At 66.6% G+C, this 18,874-nt stretch carries 20 protein-coding genes; 8 read left to right on the top strand and 12 right to left on the bottom strand.

Going from position 1 to position 18,874, the window contains the following annotated elements; genetic code table 11:
* Positions 1 to 8: 8 nt before the first annotated feature.
* Together BLW48_RS17065 and BLW48_RS17060 are read right to left on the bottom strand one after the other, a co-directional pair.
* Positions 9 to 905, bottom strand: coding sequence for an HTD2 family dehydratase (locus tag BLW48_RS17065; RefSeq protein ID WP_093176507.1), 897 nt, complete (start codon positions 903 to 905; stop codon positions 9 to 11).
* A 12-nt stretch (positions 906 to 917) separates the two neighbouring features.
* Positions 918 to 1,901, bottom strand: coding sequence for a tripartite tricarboxylate transporter substrate binding protein (locus tag BLW48_RS17060; protein WP_093176505.1), 984 nt, complete (start codon positions 1,899 to 1,901; stop codon positions 918 to 920).
* A 120-nt stretch (positions 1,902 to 2,021) separates the two neighbouring features.
* Between BLW48_RS17060 and BLW48_RS17055 the strand changes: the two genes are divergently transcribed.
* A complete protein-coding gene (locus tag BLW48_RS17055; protein WP_093052624.1) occupies positions 2,022 to 2,933 on the top strand; it encodes a LysR family transcriptional regulator in 912 nt (303 codons plus the stop codon).
* 449 nt (positions 2,934 to 3,382) lie between these two features.
* On the opposite strand, the gene BLW48_RS17050 is transcribed toward BLW48_RS17055, so the two are convergent.
* Both BLW48_RS17050 and yghU read right to left on the bottom strand, forming a co-directional pair.
* Positions 3,383 to 3,973, bottom strand: a complete 591-nt coding sequence (locus BLW48_RS17050) for an NADPH-dependent FMN reductase (RefSeq protein WP_093080283.1) — start codon at positions 3,971 to 3,973, stop codon at positions 3,383 to 3,385.
* Between the two features lie 17 nt (positions 3,974 to 3,990).
* Positions 3,991 to 4,869: a glutathione-dependent disulfide-bond oxidoreductase gene (gene yghU / locus BLW48_RS17045; RefSeq protein ID WP_093176504.1), complete on the bottom strand. Its 879-nt coding sequence runs from the start codon at positions 4,867 to 4,869 to the stop codon at positions 3,991 to 3,993.
* Positions 4,870 to 4,897: 28 nt separating this feature from the next.
* Here yghU and BLW48_RS17040 point away from each other — a divergent pair, with 28 nt between their 5' ends.
* Positions 4,898 to 5,536, top strand: a complete 639-nt coding sequence (locus tag BLW48_RS17040; protein ID WP_093176502.1) for a glutathione S-transferase family protein — start codon at positions 4,898 to 4,900, stop codon at positions 5,534 to 5,536.
* 148 nt (positions 5,537 to 5,684) lie between these two features.
* Here BLW48_RS17040 and BLW48_RS17035 read toward each other — a convergent pair whose 3' ends face one another.
* Positions 5,685 to 6,863, bottom strand: a complete 1,179-nt coding sequence (locus BLW48_RS17035; protein ID WP_093052636.1) for an acetyl-CoA C-acetyltransferase — start codon at positions 6,861 to 6,863, stop codon at positions 5,685 to 5,687.
* Positions 6,864 to 6,912: 49 nt separating this feature from the next.
* Positions 6,913 to 8,676, bottom strand: coding sequence for a class I poly(R)-hydroxyalkanoic acid synthase (gene phaC, locus BLW48_RS17030; RefSeq protein WP_093176820.1), 1,764 nt, complete (start codon positions 8,674 to 8,676; stop codon positions 6,913 to 6,915).
* 113 nt (positions 8,677 to 8,789) lie between these two features.
* On the opposite strand from phaC, the gene BLW48_RS17025 reads away from it, so the two are divergent.
* Complete coding sequence (locus tag BLW48_RS17025) at positions 8,790 to 9,113, top strand: hypothetical protein (RefSeq protein WP_093176501.1); 324 nt, start codon at positions 8,790 to 8,792, stop codon at positions 9,111 to 9,113.
* Here the strand turns inward: BLW48_RS17025 and pgeF are convergent.
* Genes pgeF through BLW48_RS17010 form a run of 3 tightly spaced genes read right to left on the bottom strand, consistent with a single transcriptional unit; the run spans position 9,045 to position 11,388 of the window.
* Positions 9,045 to 9,803, bottom strand: coding sequence for a peptidoglycan editing factor PgeF (gene pgeF / locus BLW48_RS17020; protein ID WP_093176499.1), 759 nt, complete (start codon positions 9,801 to 9,803; stop codon positions 9,045 to 9,047). The two genes, BLW48_RS17025 and pgeF, sit on opposite strands and share 69 nt — an antisense overlap.
* 5 nt (positions 9,804 to 9,808) lie before the next feature.
* Positions 9,809 to 10,447 carry a maleylacetoacetate isomerase gene (maiA, locus tag BLW48_RS17015; protein ID WP_093080273.1) on the bottom strand — a complete coding sequence of 213 codons (639 nt, stop codon included), beginning with the start codon at positions 10,445 to 10,447 and terminating at the stop codon, positions 9,809 to 9,811.
* A gap of 23 nt (positions 10,448 to 10,470) precedes the next feature.
* Positions 10,471 to 11,388 (bottom strand): tetratricopeptide repeat protein, encoded by a 918-nt coding sequence (locus BLW48_RS17010; RefSeq protein WP_093176498.1) that lies wholly within the window; start codon positions 11,386 to 11,388, stop codon positions 10,471 to 10,473.
* 122 nt (positions 11,389 to 11,510) lie between these two features.
* Here BLW48_RS17010 and BLW48_RS17005 point away from each other — a divergent pair, with 122 nt between their 5' ends.
* The 4 genes from BLW48_RS17005 to BLW48_RS16990 all read left to right on the top strand — a co-directional run bounded on the left by BLW48_RS17005 (position 11,511) and on the right by BLW48_RS16990 (position 13,937).
* Positions 11,511 to 12,212 carry a fumarylacetoacetate hydrolase family protein gene (locus tag BLW48_RS17005; RefSeq protein ID WP_093176496.1) on the top strand — a complete coding sequence of 234 codons (702 nt, stop codon included), beginning with the start codon at positions 11,511 to 11,513 and terminating at the stop codon, positions 12,210 to 12,212.
* Positions 12,213 to 12,229: 17 nt separating this feature from the next.
* A complete protein-coding gene (locus tag BLW48_RS17000; RefSeq protein ID WP_093052657.1) occupies positions 12,230 to 12,781 on the top strand; it encodes an NUDIX hydrolase in 552 nt (183 codons plus the stop codon).
* Positions 12,782 to 12,798: 17 nt separating this feature from the next.
* Positions 12,799 to 13,281: a CreA family protein gene (locus tag BLW48_RS16995; RefSeq protein ID WP_093176495.1), complete on the top strand. Its 483-nt coding sequence runs from the start codon at positions 12,799 to 12,801 to the stop codon at positions 13,279 to 13,281.
* A gap of 143 nt (positions 13,282 to 13,424) precedes the next feature.
* A complete protein-coding gene (locus tag BLW48_RS16990; protein ID WP_093052663.1) occupies positions 13,425 to 13,937 on the top strand; it encodes a murein hydrolase activator EnvC family protein in 513 nt (170 codons plus the stop codon).
* A gap of 88 nt (positions 13,938 to 14,025) precedes the next feature.
* Here the strand turns inward: BLW48_RS16990 and BLW48_RS16985 are convergent, their stop codons facing one another.
* The 3 genes from BLW48_RS16985 to BLW48_RS16975 form a co-directional block, all read right to left on the bottom strand.
* Positions 14,026 to 15,933, bottom strand: coding sequence for a hypothetical protein (locus BLW48_RS16985; protein ID WP_093176493.1), 1,908 nt, complete (start codon positions 15,931 to 15,933; stop codon positions 14,026 to 14,028).
* A gap of 120 nt (positions 15,934 to 16,053) precedes the next feature.
* The gene (locus BLW48_RS16980; protein WP_093176492.1) at positions 16,054 to 17,682 is read right to left on the bottom strand and encodes a phospholipase D family protein; all 1,629 of its coding nucleotides are present in this window, start codon (positions 17,680 to 17,682) and stop codon (positions 16,054 to 16,056) included.
* A gap of 95 nt (positions 17,683 to 17,777) precedes the next feature.
* Positions 17,778 to 18,008: a hypothetical protein gene (locus BLW48_RS16975; RefSeq protein WP_093053199.1), complete on the bottom strand. Its 231-nt coding sequence runs from the start codon at positions 18,006 to 18,008 to the stop codon at positions 17,778 to 17,780.
* A 170-nt stretch (positions 18,009 to 18,178) separates the two neighbouring features.
* Between BLW48_RS16975 and alkB the strand changes: the two genes are divergently transcribed.
* Positions 18,179 to 18,871: a DNA oxidative demethylase AlkB gene (gene alkB / locus BLW48_RS16970; RefSeq protein WP_093176490.1), complete on the top strand. Its 693-nt coding sequence runs from the start codon at positions 18,179 to 18,181 to the stop codon at positions 18,869 to 18,871.
* Positions 18,872 to 18,874: the final 3 nt, after the last annotated feature.

The following is an 18,874-nucleotide window of genomic DNA, read 5'->3' as shown; positions in this document are numbered from 1 at the left end:
TTCTCCCCTCAGGCCAGCACGGCCGTGGCCTGCATCGTGAGCCAGCCGTCGGCGTCTTCGCCCCAAAGGCTGAATGTCTTTCCGTCGGCACCGGGCTTGCCGTGCACGCGGAACGGCGCGATGTCGAAAGTCGGGCGCACCGCGCGGAACTCGAAGCGCGCGAGCTGCGCGCCCGGCACGTTGCGGCGCAGCAGGTCGACCAGCAGCGTCGCTATCAGCGGGCCGTGCACGATCAGGCCCGGATAGCCCTCGACCTGCGTCACGTAGCGGCGGTCGTAGTGGATGCGGTGACCGTTGAAGGTGAGCGCCGAATAGCGGAACAGCAGCACGTCGTCGGGCACGATGTCGCGGCTGAAGGCGGCGTCCTTCGGCGCGGGCGTGGGTGGCGGGCCCGCTTCACCTGGCTGCGCGGCGGCGCGGTAGACGATGTCGTGCTCCTCGGTCAGCGCAAGGCCGCGCTCGTTGCGCACCTCGTGGCGCACGAGCACGAAGACCAGTTCGCCGGTGCGGCCCGCCTTGTGCGTGACCGATGCGATGGTCGAGGTGCGCTCGATCCTGTCGCCGACCTGCAGCGGGTTGCCGGGCTCCCAGGCAAGCCGCCCCCCGGCCCACATGCGACGCGGCAACGGCACGGGCGGCAGGAAGCCGCCGCGCTTCGCATGGCCGTCTTCGCCGATTTCGGACTGGCGGTGGTGCGGCAGGAAGTAGAGCCAATGCCACAGCTCGGGCAGGCACGTGCCGGCTTCGGGCGGAGCATCGTCACGATCGAGCGTGGCGGAGAGAGCGCGCACGGGCGCGGCGGTGATGTCGTCGGCCAGCGTCTCGCTGCGGCCTTGCCAGGCTTGCAGCTTCGCCAGTGCTTCGCTGTCGATCACGGAGGGTGTCGTGGGAGTTTCGTTGGGCATGTCTTGCTTCATTCAATCGACTGCGGCACCGGAGGCCTTGACGATGCGCGCCCACTTGGCGAGGTCGTCCTGCAGCAGTTTCGAAAATTGATCGGGTGTGGTGGGCGCTGCAATTTCGACGCCCTGCTGGTCGAGCTTGTCGCGCAGGTCCTTCGAGGCCAGCGCCTTGCGCGTGGCGTCCTGCAATGTCGCCAGCACATCGGCCGGCACGCCCGCCGGAGCGAACAGGCCGATCCACAGCGTGCCGTTGTAGCCGGGCACCGCCTCGGCGATGGTGGGCACGTCGGGCAGCACGGCCGAGCGCTTGTCGCCGCTCACGGCCAGCGCGCGCAACTTGCCGGCCTTGATGTGCGAAAGAGCCGAAGGCAGGCTCGCGAACACGATCGGCAATTGCCCACCCAGCACGTCGTTGAGCGCTGGTGCGACACCCTTGTACGGCACGTGCTGCAGCGAGATGCCCGCCATGCTGTTGAGCATTTCGCCCAGCAGATGGTTGAGCGTGCCGTTGCCGGCCGAGGCGTACTGGTAGTTGGCGCCCTTCTGCCGCGCGAGCTTCAGGAACTCGGCGAAGTTCTTCGCCGGGAACGTGGGGTTGACCAGCAGCACATTGGGCACCGCGCCGATGAGGCCGACGGGCTTGAAGTCTTTCACCGGGTCGAAGCCCGGGTTCTTGTACAGCGCCGGGTTGATGGCCTGGCTGCTGCTGATGGTCATGAGCAGCGTGTACCCGTCCTTCGGCCCCTTGGCCACCAGCTGCGTGCCGATGTTGCCGCCAGCGCCGGGCCGGTTGTCGACCACCACGCTGGCGTTGTTCATTACTTCGCCGAGCTTCTGGCCCACGAGGCGCCCGACGATGTCGTTGGTGCCGCCTGCTGCCTGCGGCACCACCAGCGTGACGGGGCGCGACGGGTAGGCCTCGGCGCGTGCTGGGCCGGCCTGGACCAATGCCGCGGCGGCGGCTGCGAACGCCAGCAATGCGAAGGCGCGAAATCTCATGTGTTGTGTCTCCATGGCCGCATGGTCGTTCGCCCTCCCCCTGCGCGCAATCTGCGATTTCGGAACCCAGCCTTCTGGAATTCCGAAGGCTTGGGGCCTGGGAGGGTCTAGCATCGCTCGATGCTTTTCGACCTCACCGACCTGCGGCTGTTCGTGGCCACGGCCGAACTCGGCAACCTCACGCGGGCCGCCGAGCGCCAGCACCTGTCGCTGGCCGCCGCGAGCGCGCGCATCAAGGCGCTGGAAACGCAGGCCGGCCTGCAGCTGCTGCAGCGCGAAGCCCGCGGCGTACGGCTGCTGCCTCCGGGAGAAGCCTTCCTGCACCACGCCCGCCTCGTGCTGCATCAAACGGAGCAACTGCGCGACGATTTGCTCGAATACGGCGGCGGCCTGCGCGGCCACCTGCGCGTGTTCGCCAACACCACAGCGGTGACCGACTTCCTGCCCGAGATCCTGCCGGGCTTCCTGGCGCACAACCCGCGCATCAACGTCGACCTTCAGGAAAAACCGAATGCTCAGATCCCGCGCGGCGTGCTCGACGGCCGCGCCGACATCGGCATCGTCGCCGGCCGCGTCGACACGCTGGGGCTGGAGGCCATCCACTTCAGCACCGACCGGCTGGTGCTCGTCACCTCGCGCAAGCACCGCTTCGCCAAGCGCCGGAAGATTTCATTCGCCGAGACGCTCGATGAAGACGCCATCGGCATGCAGCAGGGCAGCACGCTGCAGACCTTCCTGGCGCAGATCACCGACAACCTCGGCAAGCGGCAGAAGCTGCGCATCCAGCTCGGCAGCTTCGACGCCATGTGCCGGATGATCGGCAGCGGCGTGGGCATCGGCGTGGTGCCGGAATCGGCTGCGCGGCGCAACCAGGAAAGCATGCAGCTCGCGCTGATCGACCTCAGCGATGCGTGGTGCGTGCGGGAGCGGTATCTGCTGGTGCGAGACCGGGCGGCACTGCCGATTTATGCGCAGGCGCTCGTCGAAACCTTGTGCCGGCACTACGCCGGGCAACTGGCCGAAGAGAACTGAGCGCGGTGCCCAAAAACATCGACTTGCATGCGTTTGCTGAACAAGTCGATCCAGTCCCCATTTTCCGTGGACAACTTTGGGGGTAACTCATGAGGAGCCTTGTAAAACAGATTTAAGTCATTGTTTTACAAGGGTATTCCTTAGTTTGCTCAAAATTTGAGCGGTGAACAACCTTGGCGGGCAAAACAGCCCACATGAGCCCGAAAGCAGCTGCGAAGAGAACTTTTTCGCGATTTCCGGCGGGCAGAAAACGTCATTGAATCAGCAACTTGCACGCGATTGCGAAAAGTCTGATGTCGTCCCCATTTTCTGTGCACAACTTTGGGGGTAACTCATGCGGAGCCTTGTAAAAGGCATGCAAGCTGTTGTTTTATAAAGGGATTAATCACTTTGCCCAAAAAAACAGCGGTGAACAAGCTGCGCCGCCCAGCCCGCCGCGGGCGTGCAGCTCAGTACGGCGGCGCCTTGCGCGCCCGCTGCGCCCGCGCGGCCTCGGTCCACCACGCCAGGTCGTCCGCGAACCGGCCGAACGAGCGCTCCAGCGATTCGCCCGCAGGCCCCGTCGGCTTGCCTGCTGCATCCAGCGTCTGCGAGATCGGCCCGACCGCGAGCGTGCTCGACACCACGACCATGCCCATCTCCGACAGGATCGAATGCCACACCGTGCCCGAGCGCACGCCGGAGAAGCGCCCTGCCGAATAGCTCGCGACTGCCGCGGGCCGCCAGAACCACTCTTCGAGGAAGTGGTCGGTCAGGTTCTTCAAGCCGGGTTGCGGGCCCCAGTTGTATTCGCCGGTGACGAAGACGAAGGCGTCTGCCGTGCGGATCTTTTCGGCCAGGGCTTCCATGGCCGCGGGCGCGGTGCCCTTCGGGTATTCCTTGTACATGCGGTCGAGCATGGGCAGGTCGACAGCCTTCGCGTCGATCAGCTCCGCATCGTCGCCACGTGCGCGAAGCCCGGCGACGATGTAATCCGCCAGGCGCACGCCCATGCGATCGGAGCGGTACGAGCCGTAGAAGACCAGGATCTTGTCGCTCATCGTTGTTGCTCCTGCGCTCAGGTTGGCGTTTCGAGCTTGTCCTGGGTGCGGGTCTCGAAGTCGCTGGCGTCGTGGCGCTCGTGCAGCTGGCTGCTCGGCTGGCCCCATGCGCGATTGACCATGCGGCCGCGCTGCACCGCTGGACGCTTCGCGATTTCATCGGCCCAGCGCAGCACGTTCTTGTACTCGCTCACCTGGAGGAACTCGCCCGATTCGTAGAGCTGCCCCTTGGCGAGCGCACCGTACCAGGGCCAGACAGCCATGTCGGCGATGGTGTAGTCGTTGCCCGCGAGGTAGCGGCTCTCGGCCAGCCGGCGGTCGAGCACGTCGAGCTGGCGCTTCGTCTCCATGGCGAAGCGGTCGATCGCGTATTCGATCTTCGTGGGCGCGTAGGCATAGAAGTGGCCGAAGCCGCCGCCCAGGTACGGCGCGCTGCCCATCTGCCAGAACAGCCACGACAGGCATTCGGCGCGGGCCGCGCGCTCGGTCGGCAGGAAGGCGCCGCCGAACTTCTCGGCCAGGTGCTGCAGGATCGCGCCCGACTCGAACACGCGAATGGGCGTGTCGCCACTGCGGTCCATCAGCGCGGGGATCTTGGAGTTCGGGTTCACCGCCACGAAGCCGCTGCCGAACTGGTCACCATCGCTGATGCGGATCAGCCAGGCGTCGTATTCAGCGCCGGTATGGCCCAGCGCCAGCAGTTCTTCCAGCATCACCGTGACCTTCACGCCGTTGGGCGTGGCCAGCGAATAGAGTTGCAGCGGATGCTTCCCCACCGGCAAGTCCTTCTCATGCGTGGCACCCGCGATCGGGCGATTGATGTTCGCGAAGCGGCCGCCGCTTTCCTTGTTCCAGGACCAGACGGTGGGCGGCGTGTAGGCTGTCGTGCCATTCATGCGATGAGTTCCAGGAGTTGGACGGACGATGATCATTCTCTACGACTGCGCTACCGCACCCAGCCCGCGGCGCGCGCGCATCCTGCTTGCCGAGAAGGGCATTGCCCATGAGACCGTGCAGGTAGACCTCGCCCGTGGTGAGCAAATGGGCGATGCCTACCGCGCGATCAACCCGCAATGCACCGTGCCGGCACTACGCACCGATGACGATGACGGTCTGCTGCTGACCGACAACGCCGCCATCGCTGCCTGGCTGGAGGCCCGCTACCCGCAGCCGCCGCTGATGGGCAGCACGCCACAGGAAAAGGCCGAGATCGCCAGCTGGAACTGGCGCATCGAATTCGAAGGCCTGCTGGCCATTGCCGAAACACTGCGCAACGGCTCGCCAGCCATGGCCGACCGGGCGCTGCCAGGGCCGGTGAACTACGCCCAGATTCCCGAGCTCGCGCAGCGCGGGCTGGCGCGCGTGCATCAGTTCTTCGAGACCCTGAATGAGCGGCTGGCCGGTCGCGACTTCATCGCCACCGACCAGTTCAGCATTGCCGACATCACCGCCGTGGTGGCGGTGGACTTTGCCCGCGTGGTGCGGGTCAAGCCCGGGGAACAGCACCCCGAGTTGCTGCGCTGGCGCGCGGCGATGGCGCAGCGGCCGTCGATGTCGCGCTGAGCGACGGGCCGTGGGCCCGTCGGCAGAGAAGGTGTGAAGAAACCGTCGCGAGCGCCCCGAGGTCGCGTCGAGGGCCGGAGCCGTACCCAGGTACGGTGAGGACCGCAGATGCGAGATCGGGGTGCGCAGCAGGTTTATTCGCGCCTTCTCAGCGCTCGATGGTCAGCGCAACGCCCATGCCGCCGCCGATGCACAGCGAGGCAATGCCCTTCTTGGCGTTCTGGCGCTGCATTTCGTGCAGCAGCGTCACCAGGATGCGGCAGCCCGACGCGCCGATGGGGTGGCCGATGGCGATGGCGCCGCCGTTGACGTTCACCTTGTTCACGTCCCAGCCCATTTCGCGATTCACGGCGCAGGCCTGTGCTGCGAAGGCTTCGTTGATCTCGAGCAGGTCGAGGTCGGCGGCCTTCCAGCCGGCGCGCTGCAGCGCCTTGGTCGATGCGGGCACCGGGCCCATGCCCATGATGGCGGGGTCGAGGCCGGCGGTGGCGTAGCTGGCGATGCGGCCGAGCGGCTTCAGGCCGAGGGCGGCGGCCTTCTTGGCCGTCATCACCATCACGGCTGCTGCGCCGTCGTTCAGGCCCGAGGCATTGCCCGCCGTCACGCCGCCGGCCTTGTCGAAGGCGGGGCGCAGCCCGGCCAGGCCTTCGGCGCTGGTCTTGCGGTTGATGAACTCGTCCTGGTTGAAGACGATGGGGTCGCCCTTCTTCTGCGGAATGCTCACGCCGACGATTTCGTCCTTGAACTTGCCGGCGTCCTGAGCGGCGGCGGCCTTGGTCTGGCTGCCGAGTGCCAGTTCGTCTTGTGCGGCACGGTCGATGCCGAACTTCTTGGCCACGTTCTCGGCGGTGATGCCCATGTGGTACTGGTTGTAGACGTCCCACAGGCCGTCCACGATCATGGTGTCGACCAGCTTCCAGTCGCCCATGCGCTGGCCGTTGCGCGAGTTGGGCAGCACATGCGGCGCGGCGCTCATGTTTTCCTGGCCACCGGCAATGACGATTTCGCTGTCGCCCGTGGCCACGGCCTGCGCCGCCAGCATCACTGCCTTCAGGCCCGAGCCGCACACGGCGTTGATGGTGAGCGCCGGGGTTTCCTTGGCGCCGCCGCTCTTGAGCCATGCCTGGCGCGCGGGGTTCTGGCCCGCGCCGGCCGCGAGCACCTGGCCCATGATGGCCTCGCCGACCTGCTCGGCCGTGAGGTTGGCGCGTGCAATCACTTCCTTGATCACGATCGCACCCAGCTCCGTGGCCGAGATGCCGGCGAGCGAGCCGCCGAACTTGCCGACCGCCGTGCGTGCTGCCGAAACGATGACGATGTCTTCCATGAGGTTCTCCGTTGAAGTGATTTGAAATCGAGGTGTAGCGAAGCGAAGGTCAGGCGCGAGCCTTGACGTAGCGTCCCGGCGCCGGTTCGATGGCTTTGTAAGCCTTGCCGTTGCCGTACGCCTTGGGCGCGGGGACCTGTTTGCCCGCGTGCCCCTTGAGCCATTGTGCCCAGTCGGTCCACCAGCTGCCGGGATGCTCCTGCGCGCCGGAGAGCCATTCGGCCTGCGTCTTCGGGAACTTGCCGTCGTCGCGGATCCAGTGGCTGCGCTTGTTCTTGACCGGCGGGTTGATCACGCCGGCGATGTGGCCCGACGCGCCCATGACGAAGCGCTTCTTGCCCGGCAGCAGTTGCGTGGAGGCATACGCGCCGCCAATGGGCACGATGTGGTCCTCGCGCGAGCCGTAGATGTAGGCCGGAATGTCGATGCTGCCGAGGTCCACCTTCTCGCCGCATACAGTGAGTGCATTCGGCTTGGCGAGCTTGTTCTCGTGGTACGTGTTGCGCAGGTACCAGGCGTAGAACGGACCCGGCAGGTTGGTGGCGTCGCTGTTCCAGTACAGCAGGTCGAAGGGCGGCGGGGTCTCGCCCTTGAGGTAGTTGCCGACCACGTAGTTCCAGACCAGGTCGTTGGGACGCAGGAAGCTGAAGGTCGAGGCCAGGTCGCCGCCGGGCAGCAGGCCACCCTTGCCGAGCTGCATTTCGCGGTACGCCACCATCGTCTCGTCCACGAAGATGTCGAGGATGCCGGTGTCGCTGAAGTCGAGGAAGGTGGTCAGCAGCGTGACCGACGCGGCCGGCTTCTCGCCGCGCGCCGCAAGCACCGCGAGCGCGGTGCTCAGGATGGTGCCGCCCACGCAGAAGCCGAGCGTGTTGATCTGCTTGCTGCCGCTGATCTCCTGCACCGTGTGGATCGCCTTGATGGCGGCGTTCTCGATGTAGTCGTCCCAGGTGGCCTTGTCCATCGATTCATCAGGGTTGCGCCAGCTCACCACGAACACGCGATGGCCCTGGTCGTTCGCATAGCGGATCAGCGAGTTCTCGGGCTGCAGGTCGAGGATGTAGAACTTGTTGATGCACGGCGGCACCAGCAGGAACGGCCGCTCGTACACCTTGAGCGTGAGCGGCTTGTATTCGAGCAGCTGGAAGAACTCGTTCTCGAACACCACGGCGCCTTCGGTGGTGGCCACGTTGCGCCCCACTTCGAAGGCGCTCTCGTCGGTCATGCTGAGGTGGCCCTGCTTCACGTCGTGCAGCAGGTTCTGGATGCCCTTGGCAATGCTCTCGCCCTGCGTGTCGATGGCCTTCTTCTGCGCTTCGGCATTGAAGGCCAGCGAGTTGCTGGGCGCCGAGGCGGCCATCCATTGCTCGACCGCGAAGCGCATGCGGGCCTTGGTCTTTTCGTCGGCGTCGATGGCCTCTGCCATGCCGAGCATGGTGCGGCCGTTGAGCAGGTAGACGGCCGCCGAGAAGGCCGACAGCGGGTTGTTGCCCCAGGCATCGCCGGCAAAGCGCTTGTCGCCTTCAGGCTTGGCGGCGAAGCCCTGGCGCCAGAGTTCTGTGGCTTCCGCCAGGTACTGCTGCTGGATGGACTGGAGTTTTTCGGGGTCGATGGAGAACTTGGGCAGCTCGGGCATCTTTGCGCCCTGCGGCAATTGCCATAGCGGCGTCCCGCCGACGTTGAAGGCCGAAGCCCCCGGTACGGTGCCCTGTGCGACGGACTGCTGGAACGACTCCAGCGCCTTGCTCCATCCCTCTGAAAGTGCCTGCTGAAAGGGCGCGAACGCATCGGCCCCCGTGGCTTGTTGCTTCATCATGTCTCCTGGTCCTCGCCTGAAACGATACGGATGGCTTGCGTGTTTTGAGTATCCTGCATTCACAAGGCACTCACAACGCCGCCCCCTTTGCTTACCAACTGAAACTTCTCGTGTTTATCCATCTGATCGTCATCGGTTGGTTGTATGTCGCCGTGATGATGGCGGTGGCCGAAGCCACCAACACCAACGGCACGGTGCTGGGCGCCATCTTCACATTTCTTTTGTACGGATTGGCGCCGGTGGCACTGGTGGTTTACCTGATGGGCACACCAGCGCGGCGCCGTGCGATCAAACAGCGCGAGGTCGAAGCGCAGGAAGCCGCCCGGCGTGCCGCGGCCGAAGAGGCCGCATCGCAAGGCGCGGGCTCAGACCTTCCAGGCCAGGGCGGCGAAGCGGCCGCTGACGCCGTCGCGCCGGTGCGAAAAGAACCTTGACGGGTTGCCGACGGTGCACCAGCCGTCGCTGCCGTCATTGCCGTGGACGGCTTCGATGCCCGCCGCGCGCAGCCGCTGGAGCGCCAATGCGGGCAGGTCGGCCAGCCATTTGCCGGGCACCGGCGCAGGCCTGAAGCAGGATGCCGCTTCGGGCGCATGCGCTTCGAAGACTGCCTTGACCTCCGGGCCGACCTCGAACGCCTTGGGGCCGATGCAGGGGCCCAGCCAGGCAATGACCCGGGCCGCGCCATCCACCTTGAAAGCCTTGGCGGTCTGTTCGAGCACCCCGCCCGCAAGCCCGCGCCACCCGGCGTGCGCAGCCGCCACGCGGTGGCCCGCTTCGTCGGTGAAGAGCACGGGCAGGCAGTCGGCCACCATGATCGTGCAGGCCAGACCGGTCGCCGTAGCCGTGCAGGCATCGGCAGCAGTACCGTCGCGTACCACGTCCTGTGCGGCATCGAGTGCCACGACGCCAGTGCCGTGCACCTGCTGCAGGAATACGGGGCGCGCGCCGATGGCCATGCGCAAACGGTTCCGGTTCTCTGCCACGAGCGCGAGTTCATCGCCCACGTGATCGCCGAGATTCAGGCTCTCATAGCGCCCCCGCGAAACCCCGCCATCGCGCGTGGTGCACACGGCCCGCACGTTCGGCGGCGCAGGCCAGTCGGGCACGAGCCAGCGCTCGTTCATGAGGCTCAGGCCTCCGCGTCGGGCGCCTGCGAGGGCTGCGCGCGCTGGAAGGCGTCGAGCTCCATGCAGGCCTCGAAGGCGGCCATGGTGCGCGGCAGGCCGCTGAAGTCGCAGTCGAAGCGGCGGCCGTTGAAGATCTGCGGCACCAGGCAGCAGTCGGCCATGGTGGGCGTGTTGCCCCAGCAGTAGATGCCGGCGGGGTACTGCGCAAGCTGGCGTTCGAAGGCCAGCATGCCGTCGCGCACCCAGTGGCGGTACCAGGCGTTCTTGGCCTCGTCGTCGAGCTTCAGGTCTTTCACCAGGTACTTGAGCACGCGCAGGTTGTTGAGCGGGTGGATCTCGCAGGCGATCGACTGCGACAGTGCGCGCACGTGGGCGCGGCCCACCGGGTCGCTCGGCAGCAGCGCAGGCTCGGGGTGCACTTCGTCGAGGTATTCCATGATGGCCATCGATTGCGAGAAGCGCTCGCCCTCGTCTTCGAGCAGCGGCACCAGCCTGTCGGCCGAGATGGCGGAATAAGGACCGGTGCGATGGTCGCCGCGCGCGATGTGCACGGGAACGTAATCGAAATCGAGGCCCTTCAGGTTGAGGGCGATGCGCACGCGGAACGAGGCGGAGGAGCGGAAATAGTTATGCAGCTTCATGATTTCTCAAGCATAGCGCTCCCTCAGGAGCGGGGCGTGGCCGCCAGCACGCAGCGGAAGTCGTGCAGCGTGGCCTTGGGTGATGTGGTGGAGATGGCGTTGCGCCATTCATCGAGGATGCGGCGCGCGGCCGCCTCCTCGCGCGCGGCGATGCCGATGCGCCATGGCCCCAGCGTGCCCGGCTCCTCGCCGGCCGCGTGGTTGTGCTGGCCCTCGCCGAAGGGACGGCCTTCGGAGCAGGCGCGGCAGAGCATCTGCATGCTGGTGGTCCAGTTCTCGGCGCTGGCGCCGGCAGCCTCGAAGCGCTGGACGAGCGCGTCGATGTCTTCCCTGGTCGCGTCCTCGACGGTGGCCTCGTAGGTCGAATAGTCCGACGGCGCAATCAGTTCGAGCGCGTCGAACACCGGCACCTCGCGGCCGCCGCGCAGGCGGTAGCCGTTGGCCGCGCCGTCGTGCAGCACGAGGTCGCCGTAGCGGTGGCCGCAGTCCGGCGTGGGCACGTTGCGCAGGATGGCGCGGGCCGGATCGATGCGGTCGGCCCACACCACTTCGCTGGCCTCGTCGCCGTGCACGCGAATGGGCGTGAGTCCGATGAAAAGATCGACCGGGCCTTCGCCGTCCGCCACCTCGATGCCGTACTGCCGCCAGGCGCTGCGCGCCGTCGCCCAGTCGCCCAACGCCGTGGCGGCGATGCCCAGGTTCCATATCGCGCCTTCGTTGCGCGGCTCGCATTGCACGGCCCGGGCGTTGGCCTGCAGCGAGGCGGCCCAGTCGCCGCGGTACTTGTGGATGAGGCCGGCGTTGTACCAGGGGGCCGACCAGTACGGATGCACGGCGCTGGCCTGGGCATAGGCTTGCAGCGCGCCGTCCTGGTCGCCCTCCTCGTCGCGTTGGCGGCCGAGTTCGTTGAGGGCGTTGGCTTTGCCGATTCGGATGGGCATGGTCGAAATGAACGGATGCGGGAAGGCACGGGGGCGATAAGGGAGGCGCCTATTGTGAGCCTCCCGCCTCTGGCACACTGCCGGTCTCCCGCTTAGGTTTCGCTGAAAAAGGACACGTCGAAATGGCTTCCGAGTTTGTCTTCGCCCCGCCCGCCACCGTTTCGGTGCCGGTGGCCGGCCAGCCCGCCCGCTTTCCGGTGCACCGCATCTACTGCGTGGGCCGCAACTACGAAGATCACGCCAAGGAAATGGGCTTCACCGGCCGCGAGCCGCCCTTCTTCTTCATGAAGCCGGCCGATGCGCTGGTGGCGGTCGATGCGGGCCAGACCGGCACCATGGCCTACCCCACGCTCACGAAGAACCTGCACCACGAGATCGAACTCGTGGTTGCCATCGGCACCGGCGGCAAGAACATTTCGGCCGCCGATGCGCACAAGCACATCTACGGCTACGCGGTCGGCCTCGACATGACGCGCCGCGACCTGCAGAACGACATGAAGAAACAGGGCCGCCCCTGGGACATCGGCAAGAGCTTCGAGCAGAGCGCGCCCATCGGGCCGATCGTGCCCGTGGCGCAGGCCGGCGACGCCGAAAAGGCCGAGATCTCGCTGCAGGTGAACGGCACCGACCGCCAGCGCAGCAACGTGAGCAAGCTGATCTGGAACGTGGCCGAAACCATCGAGCACCTGTCGGCCGCGTGGGAGCTGCAGCCCGGCGACCTGATCTTCACGGGCACGCCCGAAGGCGTGGCCGCCGTGGTGGCAGGCGACACGCTCGTGGGCGAAGTCGCGGGCCTGCCGACGTTGACCGTCAAGGTCGTCTGAAGACGGCGGCCGGTTTCATGCTCCTGCGCGTACCCATCAAGCACTGCAAGAACTGTGGCACCGCGGTGGTCTACCGCGTGCCGGACGACGGCGACACCAAGCAGCGCGCCGTCTGCCCGGCCTGCCACACCATCCACTACGAGAACCCGTTGAACGTGGTCGGCACCATTCCGGTCCTGGGCGACAAGGTGTTGCTGTGCAAGCGCAACATCGAGCCGCGCTGGGGCAAGTGGACGCTGCCGGCCGGCTTCATGGAACTCGAGGAAACCACCGCCCAGGGCGCGGCTCGCGAGACCGACGAAGAGGCCGGCGCCAACTACGTGATGGAGGGGCTGTTCTCCGTCATCAGCGTGGTGCGCGTGGGCCAGGTGCACCTGTTCTATCGCGCCCGCCTGCTCGACGACAAGTTCGACCCGGGCCACGAGACCATCGAGGCGAAGCTCTTCACCGAAGAAGAAATCCCCTGGGACGAGATCGCCTTTCGCACCGTGCGCGAAACGCTCGAGCACTACTTCGAGGACCGGCGGCGAGGCAGCTTCGACCGCGTCCACACGATCGACATCGTTTGAAAAAACCGCACACACCCATGACGCTTCGCTCCACCCTGCTTCGCACCGCGCTCGGCTTCGGGTTCATCCTGGCCGCGACGGCACACGCGGAGACGGTGGGCGACGTCGACACCGCATTCAAGCTCATCGGGCCCGACCACAAGATCGTGATCGAGGCCTACGACGACCCCAAGGTCACTGGCGTTACCTGCTATGTATCGCGCGCCAAGACCGGCGGGCTGGCCGGTGCCTTCGGCGTGGCCGAGGACAAGTCGGAGGCCTCCATTGCCTGCCGCCAGGTCGGCCCAGTGAGCATCACGCAGCCGCTGCCCAAGCGCGAGGAGGTCTACAGCGAACGGCTGTCGGTGCTCTTCAAGCGCCTGCGTGTGGTGCGCATGGTCGATGCAAAGCGCAACACGCTGGTGTACCTGACCTACTCCGACCTGCTGATCGACGGTTCGCCCAAGAACAGCGTGACGGCGGTGCCCATCGACCGCGGTACGCCGATCCCGCTGAAATAGCCTCGGCCGGCCTTCAATGGCCACTTCGCGCCGGGTTGCTCTTCGAGCGCCGACGCATGAGTTTGCTAGCATCTGCCGCTTGGCCCGCCCGGCGAGCCAGACCGCAGGAACCCTCCGCAACGAACCCGTTCCAACAGAGCGCCATGCACCTTCAGACTTTTGTTTTACGTACCGGCGCCGCAGCATTGCTTGCCGCGAGCCTCGCGGCCTGCTCCACGGTCGACCTCAACACCCCGTGGCCGGCCCCGGCGGTCAAGCCACCACCGGTCCAGCAACGTCCGGCAGCCCTGTTCATCCGCCCCGCAAACGGCGCGACCATCGCCCGCTTCGACGGCGACCGCGTCAAGGGCATCGACATCGCCGGCAACCTCGGCGACCCGGTCGTCGCCTCGGCCGATGGCCGCGTGGTGTACGTGGGCGGCGAACTGCCGGCCTACGGCAACATGGTCATCGTGAAACACAACGAGACCTTCCTTACCGCTTACGCGCACGTGCAGACCATCCTCGTGAAGGAAAACGCGGTGGTGCGCCAGGGCGACAAGATCGCCGAAATGGGCCGCAGCAATGCCGACCGCGTGAAGCTGCGCTTCGAGATCCGCAAGAACGGCACGGCCGTCGACCCCGAGCCGTACCTCAGCGGACGGCTGCAGCAGTAGCCTCCGCGCAGCAGCCCGCCTGCTGGCGCCGTGCCCATGAAAAAGCCCCCTCACGGGGGCTTTCGGCTTTGAGGGGTGCCCCGGGGCCTCAGTTCTGGTCGCGAAGCGCCAGTTCGCGCCAGTTGGCGTCGTACGTGCTGACGTACATGTTCCTGAAGACGACGGAACCCTGCGCCGGCAGATTGAAAGTCTTCGAAGCCGTACCCGCAGCCGACGGCGCGACGTCGGCCCGGTCCTGCACACCGGCAGAAGGGCCGGACGCCAGGTTCAGGAAGAACTCCGCGGCGAAGCCGGGGTTCAGATCCGTGGCGCTGACGGCGAAGTCGCTGCCTCCTGCGTAGGACGCGAGGGCTGGCGTGGTCGAGAAGCCCGGGTAAGTTGCGGCCGCCGCCTCCGCCAGCGTCATCGGCCGGCCATGGAAGCGATGCTTGTAGACGATGTCGAAGCCGCTGAACTTGGCCACCGTCGAGCCGTCGCTTTCGTAGGCCGTGAAGGTGTACTCGGGCGTGGCGGAAATCGCTGCGATCGCGCTGTCGCTCAGGCCGGCGGTCGACAGGCCGCTGCAGTTCGACGTCAGGTAGTAATAGTTGTTGTTGGGGGAGCCCTGGATCGGCCAATCGCCGCCGCCCGAAGGACGCATGTGGCGCAAGCCGCCCACGGGCAGCCCCGGCCCGGTAACGACAACCGAGGCGACGTTGCCGCTGTTGCCGGTGTTCGTGTCCTGGATCGCGAACTGCAGCGAACTGCTCACGCACCCCGTCGCCTTCTCCTTGGTGGCGTGGATGTGCGGGTTGATGTCCAGCACGCGCCCGTCGCCGCGCAGGCGCCACGTGCCGTCAGTGCCCTTGACGATCTGCATGCCCTGGTTGTTGCTGAAGGCGACGCCGTTCTTGTCCTTGTGCGTGAATTCGACATACGCGCGCGGGCTCGTGTTGTTCGCGTCGATGGTGTAGTTGATCCGCTGGATGACCACGTCCGTGAAGCTCGCGCCCACGAGGCTGGGGTCCGACGCCGCGTCGCCGGCGAACTGCGCCGCGTTCAGGTCGGAGGACCGGAAGCCGTAGGTTCCGGTGGCGGGATTGCTGCCGTCGGTCATGAGGGGCAGCAATTCGGCCGGCGCGGGCAGTCCGTTCGCGAACTTGCCCACGAAGTCCGACAACACCTTCCGGATCAGCGTGATGTCGTCCGCCGCCGTGCCCATGCCGTCGCCGCTCAGCGGCGTCGTGGAGGTCTCGGCCGCAGCCTTCACTGCCAGGTCGTCGGCAATCTGCTGCTGCGTGACGATGTTGGTGATGGTTGCCACGTTGGTGGCCGGGTCCACGCTCACGCGCAGCACGTCGAGCGCCTTGTCCAGCGCGCTCGACAGCGGCGTGAAGGCGGTGCGCAACAGGTCGATGCTCGCATCCACGCCCAGCGCCAGCAGCACCGGCAGCAGCTTGGCCTTCAGGCCGTCGGATTCGGCCTTGAGTTCGTCGGCCGTGAGCGAGGCGAACTCGCCGCCATCGAAATACTGCTCGGCCAGCCGGCCGGCGATATTGGCCACCACGAGGTCGGTCAGCGGCGTGATGTTGATGGTGCCGTTGGCATCCGCGGCGGTCGCGGCCGAATGGATCACCGTGCGCTCGCCGCCCACCGTGCCTTCGGCGCGAAAGACGAAAGGCGCCGTCATGCCGCTCACGTCGATGTTGTAGTTGCCGTCGACCAGTGCCACGGTCTTGGTAACGCCCTTGGCGTCCTTGACGGTGACGGTACCCACCAGGGGCAGGCCGGAGGCTGCCGTGCCCGAAAACGTAACCGGCGTGGATGCGGCCGGCGGATCGCTGGCCGGCGGGTTGCCGCCGCCCGCGGCCGGGAAGCCGGCGAACCCGCCGCCACCGCCGCCCCCACCCCCGCCGCAGGCTGCGAGCGAGATCAGGAGCGCCACTGCGCATGCGGAACGCGTCGTCTTGAAGAAAAGCGGGCTGGAAGCCTCGGCGGTCGCGAAGTTTGTTTTCATGGATGGTTTTTCAGGTGAAAGGGCAAACAAAAGAATCAACTCGTAACACGAGCGTTGCGATTCTTCTGTGCCCCTCCCTTCCTCACCATCCTCTGTTTTGAGGATGCGGACCCGTGCCGGCTAGAGCAGGCTCTCGGGTACCAGCGGCGCCAGCAGTTCCAGCTTCCAGCGCGACCAGAAGTCCGTTTCGGGCTCCTGGTGCAGGATGGTGTCGGCCGCGTCCCCCGAGGCCGGGCTCACCCACTCGATGGCGCCCGTCGGCCCCAGTTGCAGCTGGTAGGCGCCGTCCAGCCGGAGAAAGCCGATCAGGCTGGTGAGCTGCTGCGCAATCTGCGGGCTGAAGATGAAGATGCCGACCTCGGTGTTGTGCAGCATCGAGCGCGGGTCGAAGTTCATCGAGCCGATGAACACGATCTTGCGATCGACCACCGCCGACTTGCCATGCAGCCGCCCGCTGGCCGAGCCGTACATGCCGAAGCGTTTGGTCTGCTCCACCCGCTTGGGGCTCAGCTCGTACAGCTCCACGCCCAGGCGCAGCATTTCGGGGCGGTAGCGGCGATAGCCGATGTGCACCAGCGATTCGTCGGTGGCCGCCAGCGAATTGGTGACGATGGTGTAGGGCACGCCGTTGCCGCGCACGAGGCGGATCGTCTCCATGCCGCCGCGGCCCGGAATCAGGTAGGGCGTGGTCTGCATGACCTCGTTCTCGGCGCCGCGCACGTAGCGCCGCACGTTGTAGAGCACGCTGTCCTTCGACTCGTCGGCGGGCAGGCCACGCGCTTCTTCGGTCGGCCCGAGCGCCTTGGCCGGCGGGTCGGCATACGCCTCGGCGCGGGCCCACACCAGCTTCAGCGCGCCCGCGTCCAGGTCCTTGGCCAGCGGATTGTTGCCCAGCAGGTCGGTGGAGTCGGGCTCTTCGGGGTGCAGCTGGTCGGGGCCGGAGGTCAGCCGGTCGAAGCGCTCGCGCAGCTGCTGTGGGGTTTCGCCGGTGGGCGGCACCAGCGACTCGATGGGATACACGTAAGGGCTGTTCCAGTACATGTCGAACAGCGACGACAGCCTGGGCACTACGGCGCCGGCCACCAGCGTGTCGATGTCGATGAAGTTCGAGCCCCCGTCGCGCAGGAAGTACTCGTTGGCCATGTTGCGCCCGCCCATCACGCCAATGGTGTTGTCCACCACGTAGAGCTTGTTGTGCATGCGGCGGTGCACGCGGTCGAAGTCGAGGATCGACCAGGCCCAGCGCGTGCCGAAGCGGTCGCGCCCCGCGGGGAACGGGTTGAAGAGCCGCACCTCGACGTTCGGGTGCGAGGCAAAACTGGCGAAGAGCGGGTCGGCGCCGGCGGTGTAAAGGTCGTCCACCAGCAGCCGCACGCGCACGCCGCGGTCGGCCGCGTCGCGCAGGGCGCGCAGCAGGTAGCGGCCGGTCTCGTCGTTCTGCACGAGGTAGTACTGCACGTCGATGGAGCGCTGCGCGCGGCGCGCGAGCTCGATGCGCGCGTGCAGCGAGAACTGCGGCATCGGCAGCAGCCTGAACCCGCTCAGCGGCTCGCCGGGCGGGGCAGCCGCCTTCACAAGGCGGCCGAGCGTGGTGTCCGCGCCGTCGCTGATTGCGACGGAGGGTTTGCGCTGCACGTCGACGGGCAGTCCGGCGCAGCCGGCCATGCACAGCGCGACGATGCCGAGCAGCAGCCACGACAGCCACCGGGCGCACGGTGTGTCAGCAGCCCGACAAGGAGAGTTCGGCATTGGAACGACGAGGCGTGGGTTGGAGCGTGGATCGAAAGGCTCGCGGTTTCTACCACGCGCCTGCCGACCTTGCTGTGCCGCCGCACGCGTTCAGTTCAATGCTCGCGAGTCGGCCCCCATTGCCTGACGAAATGGTCTGCCCGCAGCGTTGCCCGCTCGATCGCCGCGTCCCATGTCAACTGCTGGGTAATCACCAGGGCGCAACGCGGAATGCCGCGCAGACTCAACTCGCAAATGCCGGCATAGGTGCCGCTCGGCGTGCGCATGAGTTCGAACCAACCCGTCCAGCCTTCTGGAACGCTGAGGGGAAGTCGAGCGCTGTCCATGATGAGCACACCGTATTCCTTTTATTGCGCAGTTTCAAGAATTGAAACCCTAAGCACTACTTATGACTGGGGAGCCGAGGCTAAGTGCAACACCGCCAAACGACATCACCCGAACATGGGAGCTCCGACGAATTGGGCCCCAGGCGGCTTTTCGGCAAAGATCGAGGGGCATGAACTCAACGACGAGCTCCCGAAATTCCAGCAGCGGCGGATCCGCCACCCTTTCACTGTTCGACGACCCCCCGCGCGAGGCGCTTGAACGGCTCGGCCCCGGCGCCTTCGTGCTGCCCGGTTTCGCCCTGCCCTTCGTCGACGCGCTCCTGCCAGCCATCGAAACGCTGGCGGAACGCGCGCCCTTCCGCCACCTCGTCACGCCGGGCGGCTTCACCATGTCCGTCGCGCTGACCAACTGCGGGGCGCTCGGCTGGACCAGCGACCGGCGCGGCTACCGCTACAGCGCCACCGACCCCGATAGCGGCAAGCCCTGGCCCGCCATGCCCGAGCCGTTCACGCGACTGGCTCGCGAGGCAGCCTCGACGGCCGGCTTCGACGGCTTCGCACCCGACGCCTGCCTCGTCAACCGCTACGCGCCAGGCGCGCGGCTGTCGCTGCACCAGGACAAGGACGAGCACGACTACGGCGCGCCCATCGTCTCGGTGTCGCTCGGCATGCCCGCCGTCTTTCTGTTCGGCGGGCATGCGCGCGGCGACAAGACGGTGCGCGTACCGCTGGTGCACGGCGACGTCGTGGTCTGGGGCGGCGAAGACCGGCTGCGCTACCACGGCGTGCTGCCCCTGAAAGACGAGCCGCACCCTCTGCTGGGCGCGACGCGCATCAACCTCACATTCCGCAAGGCGGGCTGACAC

The sequence above is a fragment of the Variovorax sp. YR266 genome (genome assembly GCF_900107295.1).
GTDB lineage: Bacteria > Pseudomonadota > Gammaproteobacteria > Burkholderiales > Burkholderiaceae_C > Variovorax.
The sequence above is the reverse complement of the archived record's forward strand: the minus strand, read 5'-3'. Positions and strand labels throughout refer to the sequence as shown.

Bases quoted from the DNA above. Each gene is read 5' to 3' on its own strand.
- BLW48_RS17065 (WP_093176507.1), bottom strand. From the start codon at position 905: ATGCCCAACGAAACTCCCACGACACCCTCCGTGATCGACAGCGAAGCA.
- BLW48_RS17060 (WP_093176505.1), bottom strand. From the start codon at position 1,901: ATGAGATTTCGCGCCTTCGCATTGCTGGCGTTCGCAGCCGCCGCCGCG.
- BLW48_RS17055 (WP_093052624.1), top strand. From the start codon at position 2,022: ATGCTTTTCGACCTCACCGACCTGCGGCTGTTCGTGGCCACGGCCGAA.
- BLW48_RS17050 (WP_093080283.1), bottom strand. From the start codon at position 3,973: ATGAGCGACAAGATCCTGGTCTTCTACGGCTCGTACCGCTCCGATCGC.
- yghU (WP_093176504.1), bottom strand. From the start codon at position 4,869: ATGAATGGCACGACAGCCTACACGCCGCCCACCGTCTGGTCCTGGAAC.
- BLW48_RS17040 (WP_093176502.1), top strand. From the start codon at position 4,898: ATGATCATTCTCTACGACTGCGCTACCGCACCCAGCCCGCGGCGCGCG.
- BLW48_RS17035 (WP_093052636.1), bottom strand. From the start codon at position 6,863: ATGGAAGACATCGTCATCGTTTCGGCAGCACGCACGGCGGTCGGCAAG.
- phaC (WP_093176820.1), bottom strand. From the start codon at position 8,676: ATGAAGCAACAAGCCACGGGGGCCGATGCGTTCGCGCCCTTTCAGCAG.
- pgeF (WP_093176499.1), bottom strand. From the start codon at position 9,803: ATGAACGAGCGCTGGCTCGTGCCCGACTGGCCTGCGCCGCCGAACGTG.
- maiA (WP_093080273.1), bottom strand. From the start codon at position 10,447: ATGAAGCTGCATAACTATTTCCGCTCCTCCGCCTCGTTCCGCGTGCGC.
- BLW48_RS17010 (WP_093176498.1), bottom strand. From the start codon at position 11,388: ATGCCCATCCGAATCGGCAAAGCCAACGCCCTCAACGAACTCGGCCGC.
- BLW48_RS17005 (WP_093176496.1), top strand. From the start codon at position 11,511: ATGGCTTCCGAGTTTGTCTTCGCCCCGCCCGCCACCGTTTCGGTGCCG.
- BLW48_RS17000 (WP_093052657.1), top strand. From the start codon at position 12,230: ATGCTCCTGCGCGTACCCATCAAGCACTGCAAGAACTGTGGCACCGCG.
- BLW48_RS16995 (WP_093176495.1), top strand. From the start codon at position 12,799: ATGACGCTTCGCTCCACCCTGCTTCGCACCGCGCTCGGCTTCGGGTTC.
- BLW48_RS16990 (WP_093052663.1), top strand. From the start codon at position 13,425: ATGCACCTTCAGACTTTTGTTTTACGTACCGGCGCCGCAGCATTGCTT.
- BLW48_RS16985 (WP_093176493.1), bottom strand. From the start codon at position 15,933: ATGAAAACAAACTTCGCGACCGCCGAGGCTTCCAGCCCGCTTTTCTTC.
- BLW48_RS16980 (WP_093176492.1), bottom strand. From the start codon at position 17,682: ATGCCGAACTCTCCTTGTCGGGCTGCTGACACACCGTGCGCCCGGTGG.
- BLW48_RS16975 (WP_093053199.1), bottom strand. From the start codon at position 18,008: ATGGACAGCGCTCGACTTCCCCTCAGCGTTCCAGAAGGCTGGACGGGT.
- alkB (WP_093176490.1), top strand. From the start codon at position 18,179: ATGAACTCAACGACGAGCTCCCGAAATTCCAGCAGCGGCGGATCCGCC.